Annotated in this window: 19 protein-coding genes; 14 read left to right on the top strand and 5 right to left on the bottom strand. The window is 58.8% G+C overall.

What is annotated here, in order from left to right:
• The first annotated feature begins 71 nt into the window (after positions 1-71).
• Positions 72-692 (top strand): cupin domain-containing protein, encoded by a 621-nt coding sequence (locus CHC01_RS00190; protein WP_089261433.1) that lies wholly within the window; start codon positions 72-74, stop codon positions 690-692.
• Between the two features lie 285 nt (positions 693-977).
• Here CHC01_RS00190 and CHC01_RS31740 read toward each other — a convergent pair whose 3' ends face one another.
• Positions 978-1,184, bottom strand: coding sequence for a hypothetical protein (locus CHC01_RS31740; protein WP_141137008.1), 207 nt, complete (start codon positions 1,182-1,184; stop codon positions 978-980).
• A 347-nt stretch (positions 1,185-1,531) separates the two neighbouring features.
• On the opposite strand from CHC01_RS31740, the gene CHC01_RS00185 reads away from it, so the two are divergent.
• The 3 genes from CHC01_RS00185 (at position 1,532) to CHC01_RS00170 (ending at position 3,870) form a co-directional block, all read left to right on the top strand.
• Positions 1,532-2,014, top strand: a complete 483-nt coding sequence (locus tag CHC01_RS00185; protein WP_089261431.1) for a septal ring lytic transglycosylase RlpA family protein — start codon at positions 1,532-1,534, stop codon at positions 2,012-2,014.
• Between the two features lie 110 nt (positions 2,015-2,124).
• Positions 2,125-2,727 (top strand): LOG family protein, encoded by a 603-nt coding sequence (locus tag CHC01_RS00180; protein ID WP_089261429.1) that lies wholly within the window; start codon positions 2,125-2,127, stop codon positions 2,725-2,727.
• 828 nt (positions 2,728-3,555) lie between these two features.
• A complete protein-coding gene (locus tag CHC01_RS00170; RefSeq protein WP_244558170.1) occupies positions 3,556-3,870 on the top strand; it encodes a hypothetical protein in 315 nt (104 codons plus the stop codon).
• A 13-nt stretch (positions 3,871-3,883) separates the two neighbouring features.
• Here CHC01_RS00170 and CHC01_RS33260 read toward each other — a convergent pair whose 3' ends face one another.
• Together CHC01_RS33260 and CHC01_RS00160 are read right to left on the bottom strand one after the other, a co-directional pair.
• Positions 3,884-4,009 carry a hypothetical protein gene (locus CHC01_RS33260; RefSeq protein ID WP_283805437.1) on the bottom strand — a complete coding sequence of 42 codons (126 nt, stop codon included), beginning with the start codon at positions 4,007-4,009 and terminating at the stop codon, positions 3,884-3,886.
• A gap of 1,702 nt (positions 4,010-5,711) precedes the next feature.
• Entirely contained in the window at positions 5,712-7,202 is a 1,491-nt protein-coding gene (locus CHC01_RS00160; RefSeq protein ID WP_176454454.1) for a PAS domain-containing HWE histidine kinase family protein, read from the bottom strand.
• Positions 7,203-7,656: 454 nt separating this feature from the next.
• On the opposite strand from CHC01_RS00160, the gene CHC01_RS00155 reads away from it, so the two are divergent.
• Together CHC01_RS00155 and CHC01_RS00150 are read left to right on the top strand one after the other, a co-directional pair.
• Complete coding sequence (locus CHC01_RS00155) at positions 7,657-13,962, top strand: HAMP domain-containing protein (RefSeq protein WP_089263562.1); 6,306 nt, start codon at positions 7,657-7,659, stop codon at positions 13,960-13,962.
• A 61-nt stretch (positions 13,963-14,023) separates the two neighbouring features.
• Positions 14,024-15,229 carry a response regulator gene (locus CHC01_RS00150; protein WP_089261422.1) on the top strand — a complete coding sequence of 402 codons (1,206 nt, stop codon included), beginning with the start codon at positions 14,024-14,026 and terminating at the stop codon, positions 15,227-15,229.
• Here CHC01_RS00150 and CHC01_RS00145 read toward each other — a convergent pair.
• A complete protein-coding gene (locus CHC01_RS00145; protein ID WP_141137007.1) occupies positions 15,226-15,903 on the bottom strand; it encodes a hypothetical protein in 678 nt (225 codons plus the stop codon). The genes CHC01_RS00150 and CHC01_RS00145 overlap by 4 nt on opposite strands.
• Before the next feature lie 44 nt (positions 15,904-15,947).
• On the opposite strand from CHC01_RS00145, the gene CHC01_RS00140 reads away from it, so the two are divergent.
• From CHC01_RS00140 to CHC01_RS32175, 3 genes are all read left to right on the top strand, one after another.
• On the top strand, positions 15,948-16,172 hold the full coding sequence (locus tag CHC01_RS00140; RefSeq protein WP_089261418.1) for a hypothetical protein: 225 nt from the start codon (positions 15,948-15,950) through the stop codon (positions 16,170-16,172).
• 95 nt (positions 16,173-16,267) lie between these two features.
• Positions 16,268-16,483 carry a hypothetical protein gene (locus CHC01_RS00135; RefSeq protein WP_089261416.1) on the top strand — a complete coding sequence of 72 codons (216 nt, stop codon included), beginning with the start codon at positions 16,268-16,270 and terminating at the stop codon, positions 16,481-16,483.
• Positions 16,484-16,500: 17 nt separating this feature from the next.
• Positions 16,501-16,668, top strand: a complete 168-nt coding sequence (locus CHC01_RS32175; protein WP_176454450.1) for a hypothetical protein — start codon at positions 16,501-16,503, stop codon at positions 16,666-16,668.
• Here the strand turns inward: CHC01_RS32175 and CHC01_RS00130 are convergent.
• Entirely contained in the window at positions 16,665-16,961 is a 297-nt protein-coding gene (locus CHC01_RS00130) for a hypothetical protein (RefSeq protein WP_089261414.1), read from the bottom strand. The two genes, CHC01_RS32175 and CHC01_RS00130, sit on opposite strands and share 4 nt — an antisense overlap.
• A gap of 112 nt (positions 16,962-17,073) precedes the next feature.
• Between CHC01_RS00130 and CHC01_RS00125 the strand changes: the two genes are divergently transcribed.
• The 5 genes from CHC01_RS00125 (at position 17,074) to CHC01_RS00105 (ending at position 19,582) form a co-directional block, all read left to right on the top strand.
• A complete protein-coding gene (locus CHC01_RS00125) occupies positions 17,074-17,322 on the top strand; it encodes a DUF2934 domain-containing protein (protein ID WP_244558169.1) in 249 nt (82 codons plus the stop codon).
• Positions 17,323-17,435: 113 nt separating this feature from the next.
• Entirely contained in the window at positions 17,436-18,296 is an 861-nt protein-coding gene (locus tag CHC01_RS00120; protein ID WP_089261412.1) for an SDR family oxidoreductase, read from the top strand.
• 62 nt (positions 18,297-18,358) lie between these two features.
• On the top strand, positions 18,359-18,613 hold the full coding sequence (locus CHC01_RS00115; protein WP_244558237.1) for a SemiSWEET family sugar transporter: 255 nt from the start codon (positions 18,359-18,361) through the stop codon (positions 18,611-18,613).
• 67 nt (positions 18,614-18,680) lie between these two features.
• Positions 18,681-19,247: a phosphatase PAP2 family protein gene (locus CHC01_RS00110; protein ID WP_089261408.1), complete on the top strand. Its 567-nt coding sequence runs from the start codon at positions 18,681-18,683 to the stop codon at positions 19,245-19,247.
• Positions 19,244-19,582, top strand: a complete 339-nt coding sequence (locus CHC01_RS00105) for a DUF3147 family protein (protein ID WP_089261406.1) — start codon at positions 19,244-19,246, stop codon at positions 19,580-19,582. The genes CHC01_RS00110 and CHC01_RS00105 overlap by 4 nt, the downstream gene beginning before the upstream one ends.
• The last annotated feature ends 266 nt before the right edge of the window (positions 19,583-19,848 follow it).

Here is a 19,848-nt window from a genome sequence, read left to right as displayed (position 1 = left end):
GATCGGCAGACTGCACGCGACGTAGCGATGCCGTCCGCAGGCATCGGCAACCGCCTTTCGGAGAGAGAGTAATGCCGCTCAAGGACCAGATCAAAAATTTCGGTAAGAAGCTCGTCGAGGATCGTCCGGACCCAGAAACGCTCTCCGGGTTGGTCCGGACCCGAAGGCCGGTCTCGATTATGTTCTCCGACGACGGCCTTGTGCCCAACAACCCACGCTTTCCGTTATTGCTTTATCGCGGCGCGGTGTGTGTCGCGTCCAAGAAATTCAAAGCTGCAACGATAATGGATGCAGTCTTTGCGGATAATGGATGGGGGCGGTCTTGGCGCGATACCGTCTACGATTTTGTGCATTACCACTCCCAGGTCCATGAGGTTTTGGGCGTGACGCAAGGCAGCGCCGTGCTCGAATTTGGCGGTCCTAAGGGGCGTGTAATAACGGTTGAGGCCGGTGACGCCGTGATCCTTCCTGCTGGCACCGGTCACCGCCTTATTAAAGCGAGTCGCGGCTTCCAAGTGGTAGGGGCATATCCCGAAGATGGAAAGTATGACGAATGCACGGACAGTCGGGATCGCCCAGTAGCAATGAAGCAGATTGCCAAGGTCCGCAGACCTGGCAAGGATCCTGTTTACGGAAGTCGTGGCCCGTTAGTAAAACTCTGGTCCGCCAAGAAGAAGCGGTTGGCGAAATGAATGGCGTCAGCATCCTCGGCCTCGTCGCTTCCGCACTCACCGCGAACGTCGTACTGGCCACAAGTGAAGAAGGCGAATAGCGAGGGACTCAACTTCAGATCTTTCGCTAAGAATGCTTATAGTTTTAATGGCTGGGCTCGTCTGTTGGATCGCGTATGGACTCGCGCAGTAGGAATGGATTGTCGCCGCTTCGAACGCAATCGGTGCATCGCTGTCTGCGACGACGCTCGCTTGCAAGTTACGTAACTTGCGCCATCGACAGTCCGCGTGGCCGAAATGAAAGACCTAGCCCGTCGCGTGAATAGGAGACGGTTCAGCAGCATCTGGCAGAATCGACTGGTTGCAGTCAACGTGATGGTTGCTAATCAAATCGAGCGCCCGATGCTTCCACATTTCAGCTTCAGCTAGAAATTTCCAACTTTCCTGAGGAAAGAACGAGGCGCGCTGTCGACACATGCTCTCCATTGCTCGCGCGTGTTGAAGCTCTTTCATGGCTTTCTCCCACTTCGAAACGGGCCCTTATTCTGGGCTCAACACCTCAGACGTAAAGAGCCTCAAAGAAATAAATCGGCCGAAATACCGCTCCGGTGGGGCGGGAAAAATAGCCCCATGCAGGAGCCTCGGCAGCTTTGAGTTGAGGGACATGGAGATCGCCGAGCCCGGCCGCCGGGGAAATGCCGACCGCGAAAAAATGACAATAACAAATTTCGTTCCAGCAAAGCCCGGCAACGAAACGGCCCGACGCTCAACCGAATCTATGAACGCCGGGCCAAGCCCTGGCGTGGCTTCTGGGGTCACGCCGGCCATCGACGTCTAGCATCACAACCAAAGGAAACTCAATGATCCGCCCGTTCTCGGCCTGCGTTTTGCTGTGCGTATTTTTCCGTTTCACCCGCATCAGCCCAGAATTGTCTCGACGGGTGGTCTCGATCAACGTCACCATGACCAAGGAGGCAATCTGCATCGCTAGCCAGTATGGCATTGGGGATGGTTACCACGGCCCCCGGGCGGTCTCCGGCGAACGGTTCAATACCTACGCCCTGACAGCGGCGCACCGCGCCAGGCGCTTCAGTAGCTATGTCACGGTGAGGAATAAGGCGAACAGCCGATCTGTGCAGTTCCGGATCACAGGCCGCGGCCCGTTCATCAAGGGGCTCTGCATCGACCAGTCTAGAGCTGCAGCCAATGCAATCGGCATGTGGGGCCGCGCGTCACCGTCCAGTAGCCACGACAGCCAGCTGAAGTCTTTGCGCAGCGTGTCACTGCAGGCTACCGCGCCAGTCCTCCATCGTTGGCGAGAAAGCTCCACGCCAACCGGCTGACAATCGGCATCATGGAAGGCAGCGGACGAAGATTCGAACGACCGCGCAAATGCCGCTCGATGCGATCTTGCCGCTGGACTTGACGGAGCGAGACTGCTTCTTATGCGGTCATGAGCACCATCAAATCAGTTTGTGTCTACTGCGGGTCATCACCCGGCAACGATCTTGCCTACGCGGAAGCCGGGGAGCGGCTGGGCGCGGCCATCGCTGCGGCGGGAATGAAGTTGATCTACGGCGGTGGCACTACCGGCATCATGGGCGCGGTCTCGCGCGGCGTGTTGGAGAATGGTGGCGAGGTGGGAGCGATCATCCCGAGCTTCCTCGTCGGTCGTGAGACCACCAAGGCTGCGTTGACTATGTTCACTGACGTGACGGTCACCGAAACGATGCACGAGCGCAAGCACCAGATGTTCGAGCGGTCAGACGCCTTCGTGGCACTCCCGGGCGGCATCGGCACCATTGAAGAGATCGTCGAGATCATGACGTGGAGCCAGCTTGGGCAGCACAGGAAGCCAATGGTCTTCGCCAACGTGAAGGGGTTCTGGAACCCGATGATCGCCATGCTCGACCACGTCGGCAACGCGGGGTTCATCCACACCGCGAGCCTCATGCGGCCTCTCATGGTTGATCGGGTCGATGACATCATCCCCACCATTGTCGGCGCAGCCGTCAAGGACGATGAAGGCAACCGCTCGGTGATCGCAAAGATGTAGCGGAGATCGCCTCCGCAGTGTCTCTCGTCCCCTGGTTGCGCCTCGCGTACCAGCTGTGCTTTAGCCAATAGCTTTCTGCCGACCTGACCGACGAAGATTGCCCACCCGTGAAGGGTACAACGGCAGCGCTATGTCGGCCGTGGATTTCCTGCTGGCAGGCAGCCGTAGCCAAACGTAGCAAGCCGCATTGGCGGCCCTCTCCAAGTCTATTCGACAGTGGCGGCAATACAAAAAAAGCGGCCCCGAAGGGACGCTAGCGTATCATTTTATATTTACCGACAAACGCGCCGGGTAGTCACAATACGACGACCGTAAGGCCCGCGCCGGACGATCCGCTCGGTGCGACAAACGTGGGGCCGCATGCGATGGCGATACTGCACTGCCTCGACATCGCTGACGGCTCCGACCTTAAGCCCGTGCGCCGCCGGCATCGCGATTGCTGGCGCGGTTACGGAGGCGAGGCCAAGCAGTAAGACGCTGGCGGCCGCGAGGATTAGCTTCTTCATATTTAGACTCCCGTCTGAAAGATTCAGTATCGGGACTGTTGGAAGTTTGGGATGAACCTTCGATGAATGATCGATGACGGATCTCGCCACAAATAGCATCGGCTCAGTTGTCCGGTGCACCGGTTCACCACCGCATACGTGGCGCAAAGATGCAGGGCACGCGGTCGGTCCGCATCGAGTGCGACCTCTCAGTTTATGAGGCCGGCATTTAGTTAGAGTTCCCCGCCTAGCTATCGGAACTCGGCGTCTGCAGCTCGGTTGGGAGTATAGGTCCGCATCCCCCAAGAGCGCGGTTATGCTGGCTTACCCAAGGGAGAGGCAAATGAAAGTGACACGCCAAGTTATGCTTATTTGTGCAGCCGCACTGGGTCTCGGCAACGTGGTGGCTTACGCTGGCCCGTGCAACACCGACAAAACGACAGAGATGCGCGACGCGGGTTCCGGCCCAACTGTAGGCAACAGCGGTTCGACTGTTGGTGCAAATTCGAAGACTGACCAGCACCCGCCGACGAGCGCCATGAACCAGCAGTCTGGGACTACTCCAGCCTCGGCTGAAGATGCGCAGAAGCAAATGCAGGGCAAGCCAACTGCGGCGCAACAGGCCGAGGGGGCGAAGGCTCAAGGTAACGACTGCTGACACTCACGGCAAACTACGCTTGAGCAAGGGATTCATCGCTTGGGCTGTCGAGCACGCTCTCGACGGCTGCGATCCGCTGCTTCTTGTTCTTGTCTGAGAATTTACGGTATTCCGCGAGATAGAGCATAGTCCACGGCATGATGGCTATGTCGCAAACGCTTATAACCATGCTCGGGGCATGGTTCGATCGCGCGCGCTTCCATCAGTAAATCTGCAGACGACGAGGCTGCTCTCTGCTTTCTTAGACCTGGTCACACCTTCTTAGCTCGCTTTGGGTTGGGAACGCGCTGCAGGCGTTGATCTAAATATCACGTCGCCAGTGACATGTCGCTCGGACGTATCCATGCTGTCGGCCACGAATAGATTGGTATCTCGCCAATTCCGCCCCATGGGATCTGCTGAGGTGGCTATGGCGCGAGCGTCACCCTCGGTCTAGAACCGAGGCTACGGTGTCGTGTTCCAAATCGCGTTTGTGTGCGCGCGTGATCCTGACCCGGTCTTGTTCATCTCTGTAAACTTGCGTGGCCGGGCTTTTCTATTTTTTAGGACGAGGGCGACGCTTTCCCCGCAACCTGAACGAAGGCCGTTCGTCAGGAGCGCCTCCATTTGAGTGCAATCCAGAGCGTTCCTCGACCCTCCGAGCTTGTTCTTGGTATTTCAGCCCCAGTGCATTTAGCCGATCGGACACTGATCGATATCCGCCGAATTTCGCAAACTCTTTGCACCTTCGAGATATCGCTCTCAGTCGGGCAGCCTTTGCGATCGCTTCTCGTTGGGGCTTCGTCGGAGCCATTGACGTCCTTGATCACTCGCGACTAACCGGTCCACCATTTAAGATAGCGGTTGCATTGAATTAACGACATGAAGTTGAGTATTGTTCCCTGAGACAAATTATCGCGCCCGGCGCCAGCGTTGGTGTCGGGCATTGTAGTTTGAAGCTACGTCACTGGTCTGCGCGTGGAGTTCATCATGTGAAGGCAGGTCCCTTGATCAGCTTGTGATGAACCCTTGGGCGCGCCGCCTCCACTAATGCAGGCGCGGTCATTCGTAACGGCGTCGGCGCTAAGCTTTCAACGGAACATGCTGCATGGCCCATCTTCGACATCAAACGGCAGGTGCGACCTTGCTGGCCGCAGCAATGATCGCGTTGGCGTATGCAACGGCGGCTTATGCTGCCGAGCAAAGCTGCGACGCATACTCGGCCTATCGGCGGCTACCGCAGCGCTTTGTTGAAATCGCTAGCGGCGAATTGAGCAGCGGGCGCGGCGACGGCCGAGCGATCGAGCTCTTCTATCTCTCTGACGGAGTCTGTATGTGTGCTAACACGCCCTCGCTGGATCGCCGTGCAGAGCCCACAAGGAAAAATCAGGTCTGGTCCTGTCGGGACGCGAAAGACGATGAGAGAGTGGTTCAGTAGGCCGATATTCCATCACCGATCCCTGGTGAGTTCTTGTCGGGCGCGCCACTTCGGATCCCTGTCGATCGAGTGATAGACAGGCGTTCCCTTTGGGAAGAGAGTGCCTGCAGCATACCGAGCCGGGCGAACTCGATCGGGCCGTCGTGCTCGGCAGCTTGGATCAAGACGTGCATCGCGTTTTGCCACGACGTGGCGTAGTGCGTCTGCTGCCATCAATCCGCCGCTGAAATGCCAGTTGGGTCGCCGCCAGCTGCGTACGAGCTTCAAGAGTTCGCCAACTGTAAAGAAGCATGAATTTCTTAGACAGTTCGCCGGCTGAGTTCGAATGGCAGCTTCTGGCGCAAAGCGGGCGTCGGGGTCATTCGCGATAGCGCCCAATATTCTTGTCGCCTGTGTGGACTGACTGGAGCGAGCTTATGCACGCTCAGATTAACAACCGTTCCAGCGGAATACTCAGCTTTAGCCTAAGACCATGTCTTCGCCAGTCGTGCTCGATCCGGCCTCCCAGTTCTCCGGTTACACTGCGGTCGGTGAGAGTGCTACCAAAGCCGCGTGCCTGCGGTTTCACATTAATTTCGGGACCGCCAGTTTCGTCCCAGTCCATACAGAAGTCGTCACCGATTGCGTCCCATGTGACACGGATCGAACCACCCGGCCGAGACAAAGCCCCATACTTGACCGCATTCGTCGCCGTCTCGTGCAACATTAAAGCAAGGCCTGTCACGGCCTTTGCTCCCACTGGCACATCGGGTCCGCTTAGGACGACGCGGTCAGGCGAGCCATCGTCATAGGGCTGCAACACTGTGCGCACCAGCGCGTCCACCGTTGTCTGCTCGCTCTCGTGCTCAGTACCCATGATACCTGGACGGACAAGATCCTTGGCCCGTAACAGCGCGTCCAATCGGCCACGAAGAGCTTGAGCCATCTCCTTTGGGCTTCCAGCACTCCGAGCACTCAGGCTAATCATTGCGTGGAAATTGGCGAAAATGTTCTTTACTCGGTGATCCGCTTCGCAAGCGAGCAGCCGTTGACGTTCTTGCGCATTCTTCTGATTGGTTACGTCAACCACTACGCCAACGAAGCGATCCGGCTCGCCATTCTCGCTATACAGGCACTCGCCGCGCACCTCGACCCAGCGGATGCTCCCGTCTTTTTGAACAAGCCGGTACTCCTGAGCATATTTTTCTTGAGTGAGGACAGTGTGGTTCACGGCATCGGCGATCCGCCGAACATCCTCGGGATGAATGCCAGCGAGATAATCCGACAACGGGGCGCCCTTATCTCCTTTGGCAGGATCGACCGAGAACATCTCAGCAAATCGCGCGTCGGAATAGAAGGTGTCGGACTGTACATGCCAACTGAACGTACCCACCATCCCAGAAGCGTTCAGAGCTTGACGTAGTCGCTCCTCCGTGATCGCCAAAGCTCGCTCGGCCAAAACCTGTTGGGTTGTTTCCACGACAACGGCGAGAACGCCTTCCGGACGACCATCCTCGCCCAACACTGGGCTGTAATCGAGGTTCATCCAGACCTGCTCGGGAACGCCAGAACGATGAAGGGTAAGTTCTTGGTTGCGGTACGAGAGCGTACCCCCACTCAAGCCCGTCTTCATGACGTTGTCGTTGAAGTCGGCCACCTCGGGCCAACCTTCGCGCACCTTTGACCCGAACAGGAGGGGATGGCGTCCTCCGGCAAAAATAGAATAGGCGTCATTGTAGATCATGATGCCATCCGGTCCCCAGAGAAGCACAATGGGAACCGGTGAGCGCAGCAGTACGCTAACCGTGGTCTTCAAACTTGCGGGCCACTCCGGAATAGGTCCCAAGCCGGTGTTCGACCAATCGAGAGCACGGATAAGAGCGCCATTTTCACCGCCGCCGAACGGGAAAGGTTCGTCAGGCACAGAGCCGCTCACTGCCATGTCCTCTTAATACTGCCGAGACCTTGTTCCAATTCGGCGGAACACAGCTATCCCTGGACCATTCTAGCCGCGTTCACAATAGTTGGGAAATGGCTAAAGCTAGTCTCATGGCTGCTTTGGGTCAAAAATTGACCTGGCCGGGCCGTCCGCTTCTGGGGCGAAGCCGAGCTCGATCGCTTAACAGTATGTGGAGTGGGGATTACATGCCCGCTATCGTCACGGCTTTCTACCCGCAGCAAAACTCTTTCGGTTAAATCACGCTGAACCGCCGGGGAACATGCATATCCTTGTGATTCGGAATATCGTTCCGCAGCGGTAGCTCCGCTAAGCTACTTACCGCTAAAGGGCTGTTCGCGATTGTGGCTCGTGGCTAAAATAGAAGCCTGCTACCGCAATATCTTGTTACCAGCGTGTGCCGTGAAACTTTTAAATGGGCGAGCCGAGGCCGATGAGCGAAACGACGACTTTCCGCGATCGCAAGAAGTCCGCAAACGTCAAGAAAAACGGGAAAGCGACGGTGTCTGTCGAAGACGCCGTGGCGCTCCGGTCGGGACAGCTTCTCAACGCCATTCTGGCCTTTCGAGACGGCGACTTTTCGGTTCGCCTGCCATCGAACTGGCCCGGCATGGATGGTCGGATCGCCGAGGCTTTTAATCATAGTGTCGCATATGAAGCGCGGATTTCCCGGGAAGTTGCGCGTCTGAGCGACACGGTAGGCAAGGAGGGCAGGCTCAAGCAACGCATGACACTGCCGGGCGCCACGGGAGGCTGGGCCGAAAAGGTCGACTCGATCAACACGCTGCTCGACGATCTGGTGCGCCCGACGACCGAGGTGGCGCGCACGATTGGCGCGGTGGCCAAGGGCGACCTCGGACAATCCATGGAACTGGAAGTCGACGGCAGGCCTCTCAAAGGTGAATTTCTGAGGTCGGCCAAGCTGGTCAATACGATGATCGAGCAGCTCTCGGTCTTTACGTCCGAAGTCACCCGCGTCGCGCGTGAAGTCGGCACCGAAGGCAAGCTTGGCGGCCAGGCCCAGGTGAGGGGCGTCTCCGGTGTCTGGAGGGAATTGACCGAGTCGGTGAACCAGATGGCCGGCAATCTGACGGCGCAGGTCCGCAACATCGCCGACGTGACCATCGCCGTCGCCAATGGCGATCTATCGAAGAAGATCACGGTCGACGTCCGCGGCGAGATACTGCAGCTCAAGGAGGCCATCAACACGATGGTCGACCAGCTGCGCTCCTTCGCCTCCGAAGTGACGCGCATGGCGCGCGACGTCGGCACCGACGGAAGCTTGGGCGGTCAGGCTGTCGTCCCCGGCGTGGCCGGCACGTGGAAGGACCTGACCGATTCCGTCAACGCGATGGCGACCAACCTCACGGAACAGGTCCGCAATATCGCGACCGTGACGACGGCGGTGGCGCGCGGCGACCTCTCGCGCAAGATCACCGTCGATGCCAAGGGTGAAATCCTGGAGCTGAAGAACACCATCAATACGATGGTGGACCAGCTCAACGGCTTTGCGGCCGAGGTAACGCGCGTGGCGCGCGAAGTCGGCACCGAAGGCAAGCTCGGCGGTCAGGCCGCTGTGCCCGGCGTCGCCGGCACGTGGAAGGATCTCACCGACAACGTGAACTTCATGGCCTCGAACCTGACGGGGCAGGTCCGCAATATTGCCGAGGTCACGACCGCGGTGGCGCGGGGCGATCTGTCCAAGAAGATTACGGCCGATGTGCGTGGCGAGATCCTCGAGGTGAAGGACACCATCAATACGATGGTGGATCAGCTCAACGGTTTCGCCTCCGAAGTGACGCGCGTGGCGCGCGAAGTCGGCACCGAAGGCAAGCTCGGCGGCCAAGCGGCAGTGCCTGGCGTCGCCGGCACCTGGAAGGATCTCACCGACAACGTCAACTCGATGGCGTCGAACTTGACCGATCAGGTCCGCAACATTGCAGACGTCGCCACGGCGGTGGCCAATGGCGACCTCTCGCGCAAGATCACGGTCGACGTGAAGGGCGAAATCCTCGCGCTAAAGAACACCATGAATACCATGGTGGATCAGCTCAACGGCTTCGCGGCCGAGGTAACGCGCGTGGCGCGCGAAGTCGGCACCGAAGGCAAGCTCGGCGGTCAGGCGGCGGTGCCCGGCGTCGCCGGCACCTGGAAGGATCTCACCGACAACGTGAACTTCATGGCGTCGAACCTCACGGGGCAGGTTCGCAACATCGCCGAGGTCACGACCGCGGTGGCGCGGGGCGATCTGTCCAAGAAGATTACGGCCGATGTGCGTGGCGAGATCCTCGAGGTGAAGGACACCATCAATACGATGGTGGATCAGCTCAACGGTTTCGCCTCCGAAGTGACGCGCGTGGCGCGCGAAGTCGGCACCGAAGGCAAGCTCGGCGGCCAGGCTCAGGTGCCGGGCGTCGCCGGTACCTGGAAGGATCTCACCGACAACGTCAACTCGATGGCCAACAACCTGACCGGTCAGGTGCGTAACATCGCGGAAGTCACCATCGCGGTCGCCAATGGCGATCTGTCCAAGAAGATCACGGCCGACGTGCGCGGCGAAATCCTCGAGGTGAAGCAGACCATCAACACCATGGTCGATCAGTTGCGCTCCTTCGCCGCGGAAGTCAGCCGCGTGGCGCGCGAGGTCGGCACCGACGGCAAGCTCGGCGGCCAGGCCCATGTGCCTGGCGTCGCCGGCACCTGGAAGGATCTCACCGACAACGTCAACTCGATGGCCAATAACCTGACCGGTCAGGTCCGTAACATCGCGGACGTCGCGACAGCGATCGCGCGCGGCGATCTCAGCCGCAAGATCACCGTGGACGTGAAGGGCGAAATCCTCGAGCTGAAGGAGACCATGAACACCATGGTCGATCAGCTCTCGGCCTTTGCCTCGGAAGTGACGCGCGTCGCGCGCGAAGTGGGCACCGAAGGCAAGCTCGGCGGTCAGGCGGCGGTGCCGGGCGTCGCCGGCACCTGGAAGGATCTTACCGACAACGTCAACTACATGGCCTCGAACTTGACCGACCAGGTCCGCAACATCGCCGAGGTTACCATCGCGGTGGCCAGCGGTGACCTGTCGAAAAAGATCACCGTCGACGTGCGCGGCGAAATTCTCCAGCTCAAGGAGACCATCAACACGATGGTCGAGCAGCTGCGTTCCTTTGCGTCGGAAGTGACGCGCGTGGCGCGCGAGGTCGGCACCGAGGGGCGGCTCGGCGGACAGGCCGCGGTGCCCGGCGTCGCCGGCACCTGGAAGGACCTGACGGATACGGTCAACGGGTTGGCGAACAACCTGACCACCCAGGTGCGCAACATCGCGGAAGTGACCACGGCGGTGGCCCGCGGCGACCTGAACCGTAAGATCACCGTGGACGTGCAGGGCGAAATCCTGGAGCTGAAGAACACCATCAATACCATGGTCGATCAGCTCAACTCCTTCGCCGGCGAAGTGACGCGCGTGGCGCGCGAAGTCGGCACCGAGGGTCGACTGGGCGGTCAGGCGGCGGTGCCCGGTGTCGCGGGCACGTGGAAGGATCTCACCGACAACGTCAACTTCATGGCGTCGAATCTGACCGATCAGGTCCGCGGCATCGTTAAGGTCGTGACCGCCGTGGCGAACGGCAATCTCACCCAGCGCCTGAACGTTCAGGCGAAGGGCGAAGTGGCAGCGCTGGGCGAGACCATCAATAACATGACGGATACGCTCGCGATCTTCGCCGATCAGGTGACTAACGTGGCGCGCGAAGTCGGCGTCGACGGGCGGCTCGGCGGCCAGGCCAACGTTCCCGGCGCCGCCGGCACATGGAAAGACCTCACCAGCAACGTGAACCTGCTGGCGGCGAATCTCACGACACAGGTGCGCGCGATCGCCGAAGTCGCGACGGCCGTGACCAAGGGTGACCTGACGCGGACGATCCAGGTCGACGCGCGCGGTGAAGTCTCGGAGTTGAAGGACAACCTCAACACGATGATCTCGAACCTGCGCGACACCACCGAGAGCAACAGGGAGCAGGACTGGCTCAAGACCAATCTCGCGAAATTCGGCAACATCCTGCAGGGCCAACGCGAACTGAGCACGGTGGGCAAGATTCTTCTGAGCGAATTGGGGCCGCTCATCCAAGCCTATCAGGGTACGATCTACCATCTGGACAGCGCCGATGAAGACACCAGGCTGACGCTTCTTTCCAGCTACGCGCATCGCGGCGACGGGCTGCCGGAAACCATCGCTTTGGGCGAGGGTCTTGCAGGCCAATGTGCCGTCGAGAAGAAGAGCATCGTGCTCAGCGATGTGGCGCCCGAATTCATCGGGATCTCGTCCAGTCTGGGCAAGGCGACGCGGGTGAGCATTGTCGTTCTCCCCGTTCTCTTTGAGGGGCAGACGAGGGCCGTGATCGAATTGGCGAAGCTGCAGCCCTTCAGCGCCGTCAATCTCGCCTTCCTGGAACAACTGACGCTCAATCTCGGCGCCGTCTTCAACACCATCGAAGCCACGATGCGCACCGAAGGACTGCTGACGCAATCGCAACAGCTCACGGCCGAACTGCAGTCGCGGCAGGCGGAACTGCAGCAGACCAATGAAGAACTCGGCACCAAGGCGAAGCTGCTTGCCGATCAGAATGCCGAGGTGGAGCGCAAGAATACGGAAGTCGAGCAGGCACGACACGCGCTCGAGGAAAAGGCAATCGAACTCGCGCTGACCTCGAAATACAAGTCCGAGTTCCTCGCCAATATGTCCCACGAGCTGCGGACGCCGCTCAATTCGATTCTCATTCTCAGTCAGCAACTGGCCGAGAATGTGCCCGGCAACCTGTCCGATCGGCAGATCGAGTTCTCCCGCAACATCAATTCGTCCGGCTCCGATCTCCTCAACCTCATCAACGATATTCTCGATCTGTCGAAGATCGAGTCTGGCACCGTGACGGTGGAGGTCGAGGAAATTCCGTTCGGCCGACTGCGCGAAAATGTCGAGCGCAACTTCCGCCACGTCGCGGAGGCCAAGAGCCTGCCGTTTGCCGTGGAATTTGCGTCCAATTTGCCGCGCTTCATGGAGAGCGACGACAAGCGGCTGCAGCAGATCCTCAAGAACCTGCTGTCGAATGCCGTCAAGTTCACCGCGCATGGTCACGTTCAGATGAGCGTTTTGCTTGCGGAGCAGGGCTGGACTGCCGATCATCCGGTCCTCAGCAAGGCGGATCAGGTCGTCGCTTTTGCGGTCGAGGACACCGGCATCGGCATTTCGCCCGACAAGCAGCGGCTGATCTTCGAGGCGTTCCAGCAAGCGGACGCGGGGACGTCGCGTCGCTATGGTGGTACGGGTCTGGGACTCGCCATCAGCCGCGAATTGGCGGCGCTGCTCGGCGGCGAAATCAAGCTCGCAAGCGTGTTCGATCAGGGCAGCACTTTTACGCTCTATCTACCTGTCAAATTCATCAAGCGCGATATTCCGCAGACCGAACTGACTGAGACGACTGTGTCTGCCCAGTCCTTGACGCGCGAACTCAAGATACTGCCGATCGCGCGGGAAGAATATGTCGAGGATGATCGCGACATCGTGCAGGAGGGAGATCCCGTTCTCCTGATTGTCGAGGACGACGTTCACTACGCGCGCATCCTGCTGGGCCTTGCGCGCGACAAGGGTTTCAAGGGTGTCATCGGCAATCGGGGCAGCGTCGCGCTGGCGCTTGCCCGTCGCTACAGGCCGATGGCGATCTCGCTCGATATCTTCCTGCCGGATATGCTGGGCTGGACGGTGCTCAATCAGCTGAAACTCGATCCGGTCACGCGCCATATTCCGGTGCAGATCATCACGCTCGATGAGGAGCGCCAGCACGGGCTGTCACATGGCGCCTTCGCCTATCTGGTCAAGGAGCCGACCACAGACGGCCTTGAAATGGCCTTCGACCGGCTGAAGAAATTCACAGCGCCGCGCACCAAGCGGTTACTGGTCGTCGAGGATGACGACATCGAGCGGAAGTCGATCGTGGAGCTTCTGAACGACAAGGACATCGAACTGGTGACGGCCGCGACCGGTGTGGATGCACTGCGCGCGATGCAGGATCATCCGTTTGACTGCGTGGTGCTCGATCTGCGGCTGCCGGACATGACGGGTTTCGAACTCCTGGAGAAGCTGCACGCAGATGCGGCTCTGTCGAAGGTGCCCGTGGTGGTTTTCACCGGTAAGGATCTGAGCGCGAAGGAACAGGCGCAGCTACGGGCTATGGCCAAGAGCATCGTGCTGAAGGACGTTCAATCGCCCGAGCGGCTACTGGATGAAACGGCGCTGTTTCTCCATCGCGTGATCACCGATCTGCCCAAAGAGAAGCAGGCCATGCTCGAACGGCTGCACGGTTCGATGGAGATTCTCCGTGGCCGCAAGGTGTTGGTTGTCGACGACGATGCGCGCAATATTTTCGCGCTCACGTCGCTGCTGGAAAATCACGACGTCGACGTGCTCAGCACCACCAAAGGCCGGGACGCCATCGAGCTCATTCGCACCACACCGGATATTAGCCTGGTTCTGATGGACATCATGATGCCGGAAATGGACGGATACGAGACGATCCGGAATATACGGAGCCTTCCAGAGTTTCGAACCCTGCCTATTTTGGCGCTCACCGCCAAGGCGATGAAGGGCGACCGGGAGAAATGTCTCGAGGCCGGTGCGAGCGATTACATCTCCAAACCTGTCAACACCGACCAGCTTCTGTCCTTCATGCGCGTGTGGCTTTACCGATGAGTGCGGTCGGCCTTGCAGGTGAACGAGTCTTGGTCTGCGGAACCTCTGTCGGAGCAAAAGGATGAGCGTTCCGGAGCTTTCTGGCGATCGTCAATCCGTGAGCCAAGTGGGTGCGCCACGGCCGGTGGCTGCCGCCCTCGACGTCGTCAATATCCTGATCGTCGATGACGAGCCCAAGAATCTGACCGTCCTCGAAACCGTCCTAACCGATCCGAGATATCGTCTGGTCAAGGGAGGATCCGCCCAGGATGCGCTTCTGGCGTTGCTGCGGGAAGAGTTTGCGGTGCTGATCCTTGATGTGCAGATGCCCGGCGTCACCGGTTTTGAACTCGCCCAGATGATCAAGGAGCGCAAGAAGACCGCCGAGATCCCGATCATCTTCCTCACCGCGTTCTACAACGAAGACGAACACGTCATTGAAGGCTATGACAACGGTGCCGTCGACTATCTGCTCAAGCCCATCAATCCCTCGATCTTGCGTTCAAAAGTGAGCGTCCTTGTTGAATTGCATCTCAAACAGCGCCAGCTGGAGAGCGCGAACCGTGCGTTGTCTGGCGAAGTCGCTGAACGGCGTCTCATCCAGGCGCAATTGAGCGAATTGAACGACACGCTGGAACAACGCGTCGCCGAACGGACGGAAGCGATCATGCAGGCGGAACGTCTGAATCGCCTTCTGATGAACGAAGTCAATCATCGCTCGAAGAATCTTCTGAGCGTCGTATTGGCCGTTGCGCAACAGACGGCCTATTCGAGTGGCCCGGATTTTGTTCGAAATTTTTCGAACAGAGTGCAGGCGCTGGCCGTCAACCAGGATCTGCTCGTCGAGAACCAATGGCGGAGCATCGGGGTTCTGGAGCTTGTTCGCGGCCAGCTCGCTCATTTTGGCGACCTCGTTCAAAGCCGTATCGCCGTCGAAGGACCGTCATTGCAACTGTCGCCTTCCGCTGCACAGTCAATCGGGATGGCCGTTCATGAGTTGTCGACCAACGCGGTCAAGTATGGCGCGCTTTCGACGGATCATGGCGCGATCGAGATCACATGGGGGGCCGACTATGAAAAGACCGATCAAGGCTTTCATATTCGATGGGAGGAGCGAGGCGGCCCTGAGGTGAAGGCGCCCGCGCATCGCGGCTTCGGCACCACCGTCGTGACGAGAATGATTGAGATGGGGCTCGGCGGCCGGACAACCCTCGACTATGCGTCCAGCGGACTGATCTGGAGCTATGTAAGTTCGCTCAGGAAGGTTTTGGAAGAGAGAGATGATTAAGGGTTAATTGCATCTATATCGTAATGAATGCAGACATCGACCAAACGGCTATTTCGCGGTTGGTGACGAGGCCGGCGCCGAAAGCTCGCACCGTTTCTATTCCACGAGCGCCTAATCACTCGTCTTCGGTTGATCCGATCGAAGGCCTTCACTAAATCCTCCCGGTCCAGGACTGCCAACCAGCGTTCAAGCGTCCCCTCCGGATCTTGCGGGCCGGGATCGATGTATTGTCCAAGAATGCGCCTCGCATCTTCAAGCGCGCGCAATGCGGTGTCGACATCGGGCGTGTTCATCAATCCCTCACCAATTTGCCGCTGTTGTGCACTTTGGGTCCTGTGGACCGAGTGATAAATCAATGCTCCTTTCAGGAAAAGCGCCTTCATCATGGCAACGCGGGGTAAGTCGACCGGACCGCCATACCCAGTGCCTACGACGAAAACGTGCATCGCGTTCTGCCACGGCAGCGTCACATGTGCTTGCTTCGGCAAGCACATGATATAGGTTCCGGCCTCCAGCAGCGTGGCTAGCTTGTTACCGTTGGGTAGCACGATCGGTTCCAAGAATTTCTTTGACCACGACATCACGTCCGCCTCTCCGAAAGTTGGCAGCGGGGTGCGACGCGGACCGCCGGACCAGGCTTTCAATGCGCGGAAATGATCGCGGACCGGGAACAACTCTCTTCGTGAGTGCTTGTGCAACCACCTGACGAGGATGCGCCATGGCCGATCAAGACACGCCATCTGTAATTGACCAATTGTCTGATCTGAAAGCCACTGTGGCAGATGGTGTCAAAACCGCCGCATCGACAATTGGAGAAGTAATCGAGGAAGGCAAAAAGCCCGGCAAGCCGCTCGATATACTGAGCAAGCTTACGCGCGAAGCTCCGCTCGGCATGTTGTTGGCAGCATTTCTTATTGGCCGGGCACTGGCGCAGCGACGATGATTAGGCCGGCTGCCCTTGAGATCGCCGAGAACGACGCTTTTGGCAGACATGAATTTAGCAGTGGCTTGTGACCGACAGTTATTCCGGAGGACACTATGGGTTTAGCAACTTATGCGGTCATCGAATCTAACGATGGCTGGGGCGTTCTGCACGATGGAGACGTGGAAGGGAAATTTTTGACCAAGGAGTCTGCTTTCGAAGCGGCCGTCGCCGCAGCATCCCTTGCGATCCGTCAGGGACACGAGGTGCATGTCAGCGCCCCGAGCAGCGAAGCCGGAAACAAGACGGCGCTTGGCGGCGCAACAAATTAAGGGGATGTCTCAACTTCGTGAAAGGATCTGAATTGGGACAAGATGAAGATGGCGCCGAAGTAAAGTCGGCGCGTAAAGCACGCGGCGCCGAGCCAGGGCCGTCCGTTCGCAACGTTTTGGTTTGGAGCGTCGGCTTGGTTGTGACCGCCTTTGCCGTGGTATATTTCCTGTTTTTCAAAACCTAGCCGTCGGTCAGATGGTGGTTGCGTACCCGTTTGGAGACGCCGATCGGGTGCCGCCTGTCAGCAACGACTTGCATTCCTTCCTGTTTTGAGTGTTGAGCATCCTGTTCGCATGATGGCCGTTCCGATGGACCTGCCATGGCTCCAAACGTGGCGGAGATTTTGCTGTCATAGCCGTTGGTATGTAGTAGCCGGAAGAACTCGTCCATCGAGGCATCAGGCTGCTTCGCGCGCTCGACAGCTTCAGGTGTGAGGGGCGGCCAAAAAAGCTGGCTGATGGATGCGCGAAAAGCCATGCGAGTCCCCTTTTTTGGTGAACAGCGCTTTGTCGCGCGAACAAGGTTCATTCGGAAGCAATTGTCCTAGCGGAAATATTCTTGGGCGGGGAACTGGTCACTAAGTGGCGTCTTGAGCGCAAAGGCAACTATAGCGATCGATACTATCGCCGTCACGGCTGTTCCGCTGCCGCAGTTTTCCATTTTTGAGGAGAGGCCGATGCCCCGATACTCTGAAGAAGAGATCCGAGAGTACGCTCACAAGCTTTGGGAAAGGGAAGGTCGCCCGGAAGGTAAGGCCGATGACTTCTGGCACCAGGCCAAAAGCGAGCTCGAAAGCGATGCGCCTGGCGACGAAGACCCGAAACCGATGCCAGAGTAGAAAGAGCGCTGCCCAAGCGCCCCTTCGTTGTTGGGGCAGAGCGATGTCGCCACGGGCGGAACGCTGCATCAAATCAAGCGTTTTCGGTTTAGTACTTATGTAGGAGTCGGTTCATGCGCCATTCTTATCCCGCGCCTCCGTTTGCTTCCCAGAAACAACCAATGCCGGGCCGAACGGAGGCCATGCAGCCTCGTCCCGATCATGGCGAGAGCAGTTACAAGGGGGCCGGTCGATTGCAGGGCATGAGAGCGGTAATCACCGGTGGCGACAGCGGGATCGGCCGCGCTGTTGCGTTGGCGTACGCACGCGAAGGTGCCGACGTTTTGATTTCTTATCTTGATGAGACCGAGGATGCGCTCGAGGCGAAAGCTTTGATCGAGCACGAAGGCCGCAAGGCCATAATGGTCGCAGGCGACATCCAGCATCGGCGCCATTGCGACGTAATTATCGATACGGCGGTAACGGAGTTAGGCGGGATCGACGTTCTCGTGAACAATGCGGCGCATCAAGCGACCTTCAAGGACATCGGCGACATTTCCGATGACGAGTGGGACCTGACGTTCAGGACGAACATCTATGCAATGTTCTACCTGACAAGGGCCGCCGTGCCTCACATGAAGCCCGGAAGTGCGATCATCAATACGGCGTCGGTCAATTCGGACACGCCGAACCCAACCTTACTGGCCTATGCAACGACGAAGGGGGCCATTCAGAATTTCACCGGCGGGTTGGCGCAAATGCTGGCTGATAAGGGGATCCGCGCCAACGCGGTGGCGCCGGGACCAATTTGGACGCCGCTCATTCCATCTACCATGCCGGACGAAGCGGTGAGAAATTTCGGCAAGCAGACGCCGATGCAACGTCCCGGGCAACCCGCAGAGCTTGCAACCGCCTACGTGATGCTCGCCGATCCACTCTCAAGCTACGTTTCCGGGGCCACGATCGCCGTTACAGGCGGTAAACCGTTCATCTAAGCGGATCGGGCGTTTCGCTACCAAGCAGTGGGGTCTCATCGTTGTCCAGCATTTTGCCGTGGGTGGGAGGCCTCTCCGCTGTTCTGACTTCGCTTTCGTACCTTCCACAGGTCCGGAAAGCATTACCGCGGGGCTCGACCAACGATCTGTCGCTCAAGATGCTTGTGGTGCTGACATCGGGCCTCGGTCTCTGGATCGCATACGGTCTGCTCAAGGGCGACTGGATCATCGTTCTGGCGAATAGCATCGGCTGCGCTTTAACAGCGACCGTGCTCGGCTGTAAAATACGAGACATTCGCGGAGAGGGGTCTGCATAAGGAGCGGAACCTGGCTGCATGATCAGGGTTTAGAGTGCCTGTTATCTAGGTGTCATATGGAGATGCCATGCGGCCAATAATGGTACCACCCACTCTCCTTGATCGCGAGGTGGCAGCAACCGCCGTTCGGCATGCGCATGCCGCAAGCGAACAAGTGGCCGGAGCTCTCACGTGGGGCGCAGACGAGCATATTCTTATTATTGCTGCGGCGGCCTTCTGGCTCCTATCGCGTAAACGTTCCCCTCAGATACGAACCGTCGGTACACATTTTCTAGCGGCCTCGGTGGTTACGACCATAGTGCCACATGCGCTGAAGCATGTTTTCAATCAACGTCGGCCGGACAGACTCACCGTTGTTGGCCATCTACACGGAGTGCCGGTCTCGGGCCGCCCGAATGATGCGTTCCCCTCGGGGCATGCGATGCATATGGGGGCTCTCGCAAGCGCAGCTTCTTCATTCGATCAGCCGTATCGCGAGCTCACCTGGACGGCTGCGGTCGGTATCTCGCTGACGAGGATCTATGTCCTCGCGCATTGGACGAGCGATGTGGTCGCGGGTTTCGCGGGCGGTTATCTGATCGACCGGCTGTTGAGGCGCTGGACCGGCTACGGCAGGGGGGCGACGCCGTCATGACGGACTACGTCGTCCGGTTTTTCGTCGGAGGAGCGGCTGTGTCGATTTTCGCGTTAATCGGAGACCTGTTGCGGCCCAAATCCTTCGCGGGGCTTTTCGGCGCCGCGCCGTCGGTGGCCCTGGTTTCGCTCGCGCTTGCGATCTCCAGGCACGGAGTGGATTACGTCACCACGCAGGCCGCTTCGATGGTAGCCGGTGCTATGGCGCTTCTCGTGTTCAGCTTCGTGACGTGCCATCTACTCAAACGCACCGGGTTGTCAGTTCTATCTGTTACTCTGCTCGGATTTCCCCTGTGGCTGGTAGTCGCGTTTGGCCTCTATGGGATGGTGGGCTGAATGCTTGTTCGAGTCTCATTCTCGTCGTTGAGCGATGGTCGCTGGTACGAATACATCGTCCGGTTCCTGCTGGGCGGAGCAGTGACTGCAATAACGGGCCTGATCGGCACACGTTGGGGTCCGGGCGTCGGAGGTCTATTCCTGGCATTTCCGGCCATGCTTTGCGCCAGTGCCACGCTGGTCGAGTCGCACGAAAGGCGCCGCAAAACGGAAATTGGCCTGCAGGGCAAGAGGCGTGGTGAAGATGCCGCTGCGCTCGACGCTGC

The organism is Tardiphaga sp. OK246 (assembly GCF_900188215.1).
GTDB lineage: Bacteria > Pseudomonadota > Alphaproteobacteria > Rhizobiales > Xanthobacteraceae > Tardiphaga > Tardiphaga robiniae.
Note: the sequence above shows the minus strand (reverse complement) of the source record. Positions and strands in the feature narration are given on the sequence as shown.

Bases quoted from the DNA above. Each gene is read 5' to 3' on its own strand.
- CHC01_RS00190 (WP_089261433.1), top strand. From the start codon at position 72: ATGCCGCTCAAGGACCAGATCAAAAATTTCGGTAAGAAGCTCGTCGAG.
- CHC01_RS31740 (WP_141137008.1), bottom strand. From the start codon at position 1,184: ATGAAAGAGCTTCAACACGCGCGAGCAATGGAGAGCATGTGTCGACAG.
- CHC01_RS00185 (WP_089261431.1), top strand. From the start codon at position 1,532: ATGATCCGCCCGTTCTCGGCCTGCGTTTTGCTGTGCGTATTTTTCCGT.
- CHC01_RS00180 (WP_089261429.1), top strand. From the start codon at position 2,125: ATGAGCACCATCAAATCAGTTTGTGTCTACTGCGGGTCATCACCCGGC.
- CHC01_RS00170 (WP_244558170.1), top strand. From the start codon at position 3,556: ATGAAAGTGACACGCCAAGTTATGCTTATTTGTGCAGCCGCACTGGGT.
- CHC01_RS33260 (WP_283805437.1), bottom strand. From the start codon at position 4,009: ATGCCGTGGACTATGCTCTATCTCGCGGAATACCGTAAATTCTCAGAC.
- CHC01_RS00155 (WP_089263562.1), top strand. From the start codon at position 7,657: ATGAGCGAAACGACGACTTTCCGCGATCGCAAGAAGTCCGCAAACGTC.
- CHC01_RS00150 (WP_089261422.1), top strand. From the start codon at position 14,024: ATGAGCGTTCCGGAGCTTTCTGGCGATCGTCAATCCGTGAGCCAAGTG.
- CHC01_RS00140 (WP_089261418.1), top strand. From the start codon at position 15,948: ATGGCCGATCAAGACACGCCATCTGTAATTGACCAATTGTCTGATCTG.
- CHC01_RS00135 (WP_089261416.1), top strand. From the start codon at position 16,268: ATGGGTTTAGCAACTTATGCGGTCATCGAATCTAACGATGGCTGGGGC.
- CHC01_RS00130 (WP_089261414.1), bottom strand. From the start codon at position 16,961: ATGGCTTTTCGCGCATCCATCAGCCAGCTTTTTTGGCCGCCCCTCACA.
- CHC01_RS00120 (WP_089261412.1), top strand. From the start codon at position 17,436: ATGCGCCATTCTTATCCCGCGCCTCCGTTTGCTTCCCAGAAACAACCA.
- CHC01_RS00110 (WP_089261408.1), top strand. From the start codon at position 18,681: ATGCGGCCAATAATGGTACCACCCACTCTCCTTGATCGCGAGGTGGCA.
- CHC01_RS00105 (WP_089261406.1), top strand. From the start codon at position 19,244: ATGACGGACTACGTCGTCCGGTTTTTCGTCGGAGGAGCGGCTGTGTCG.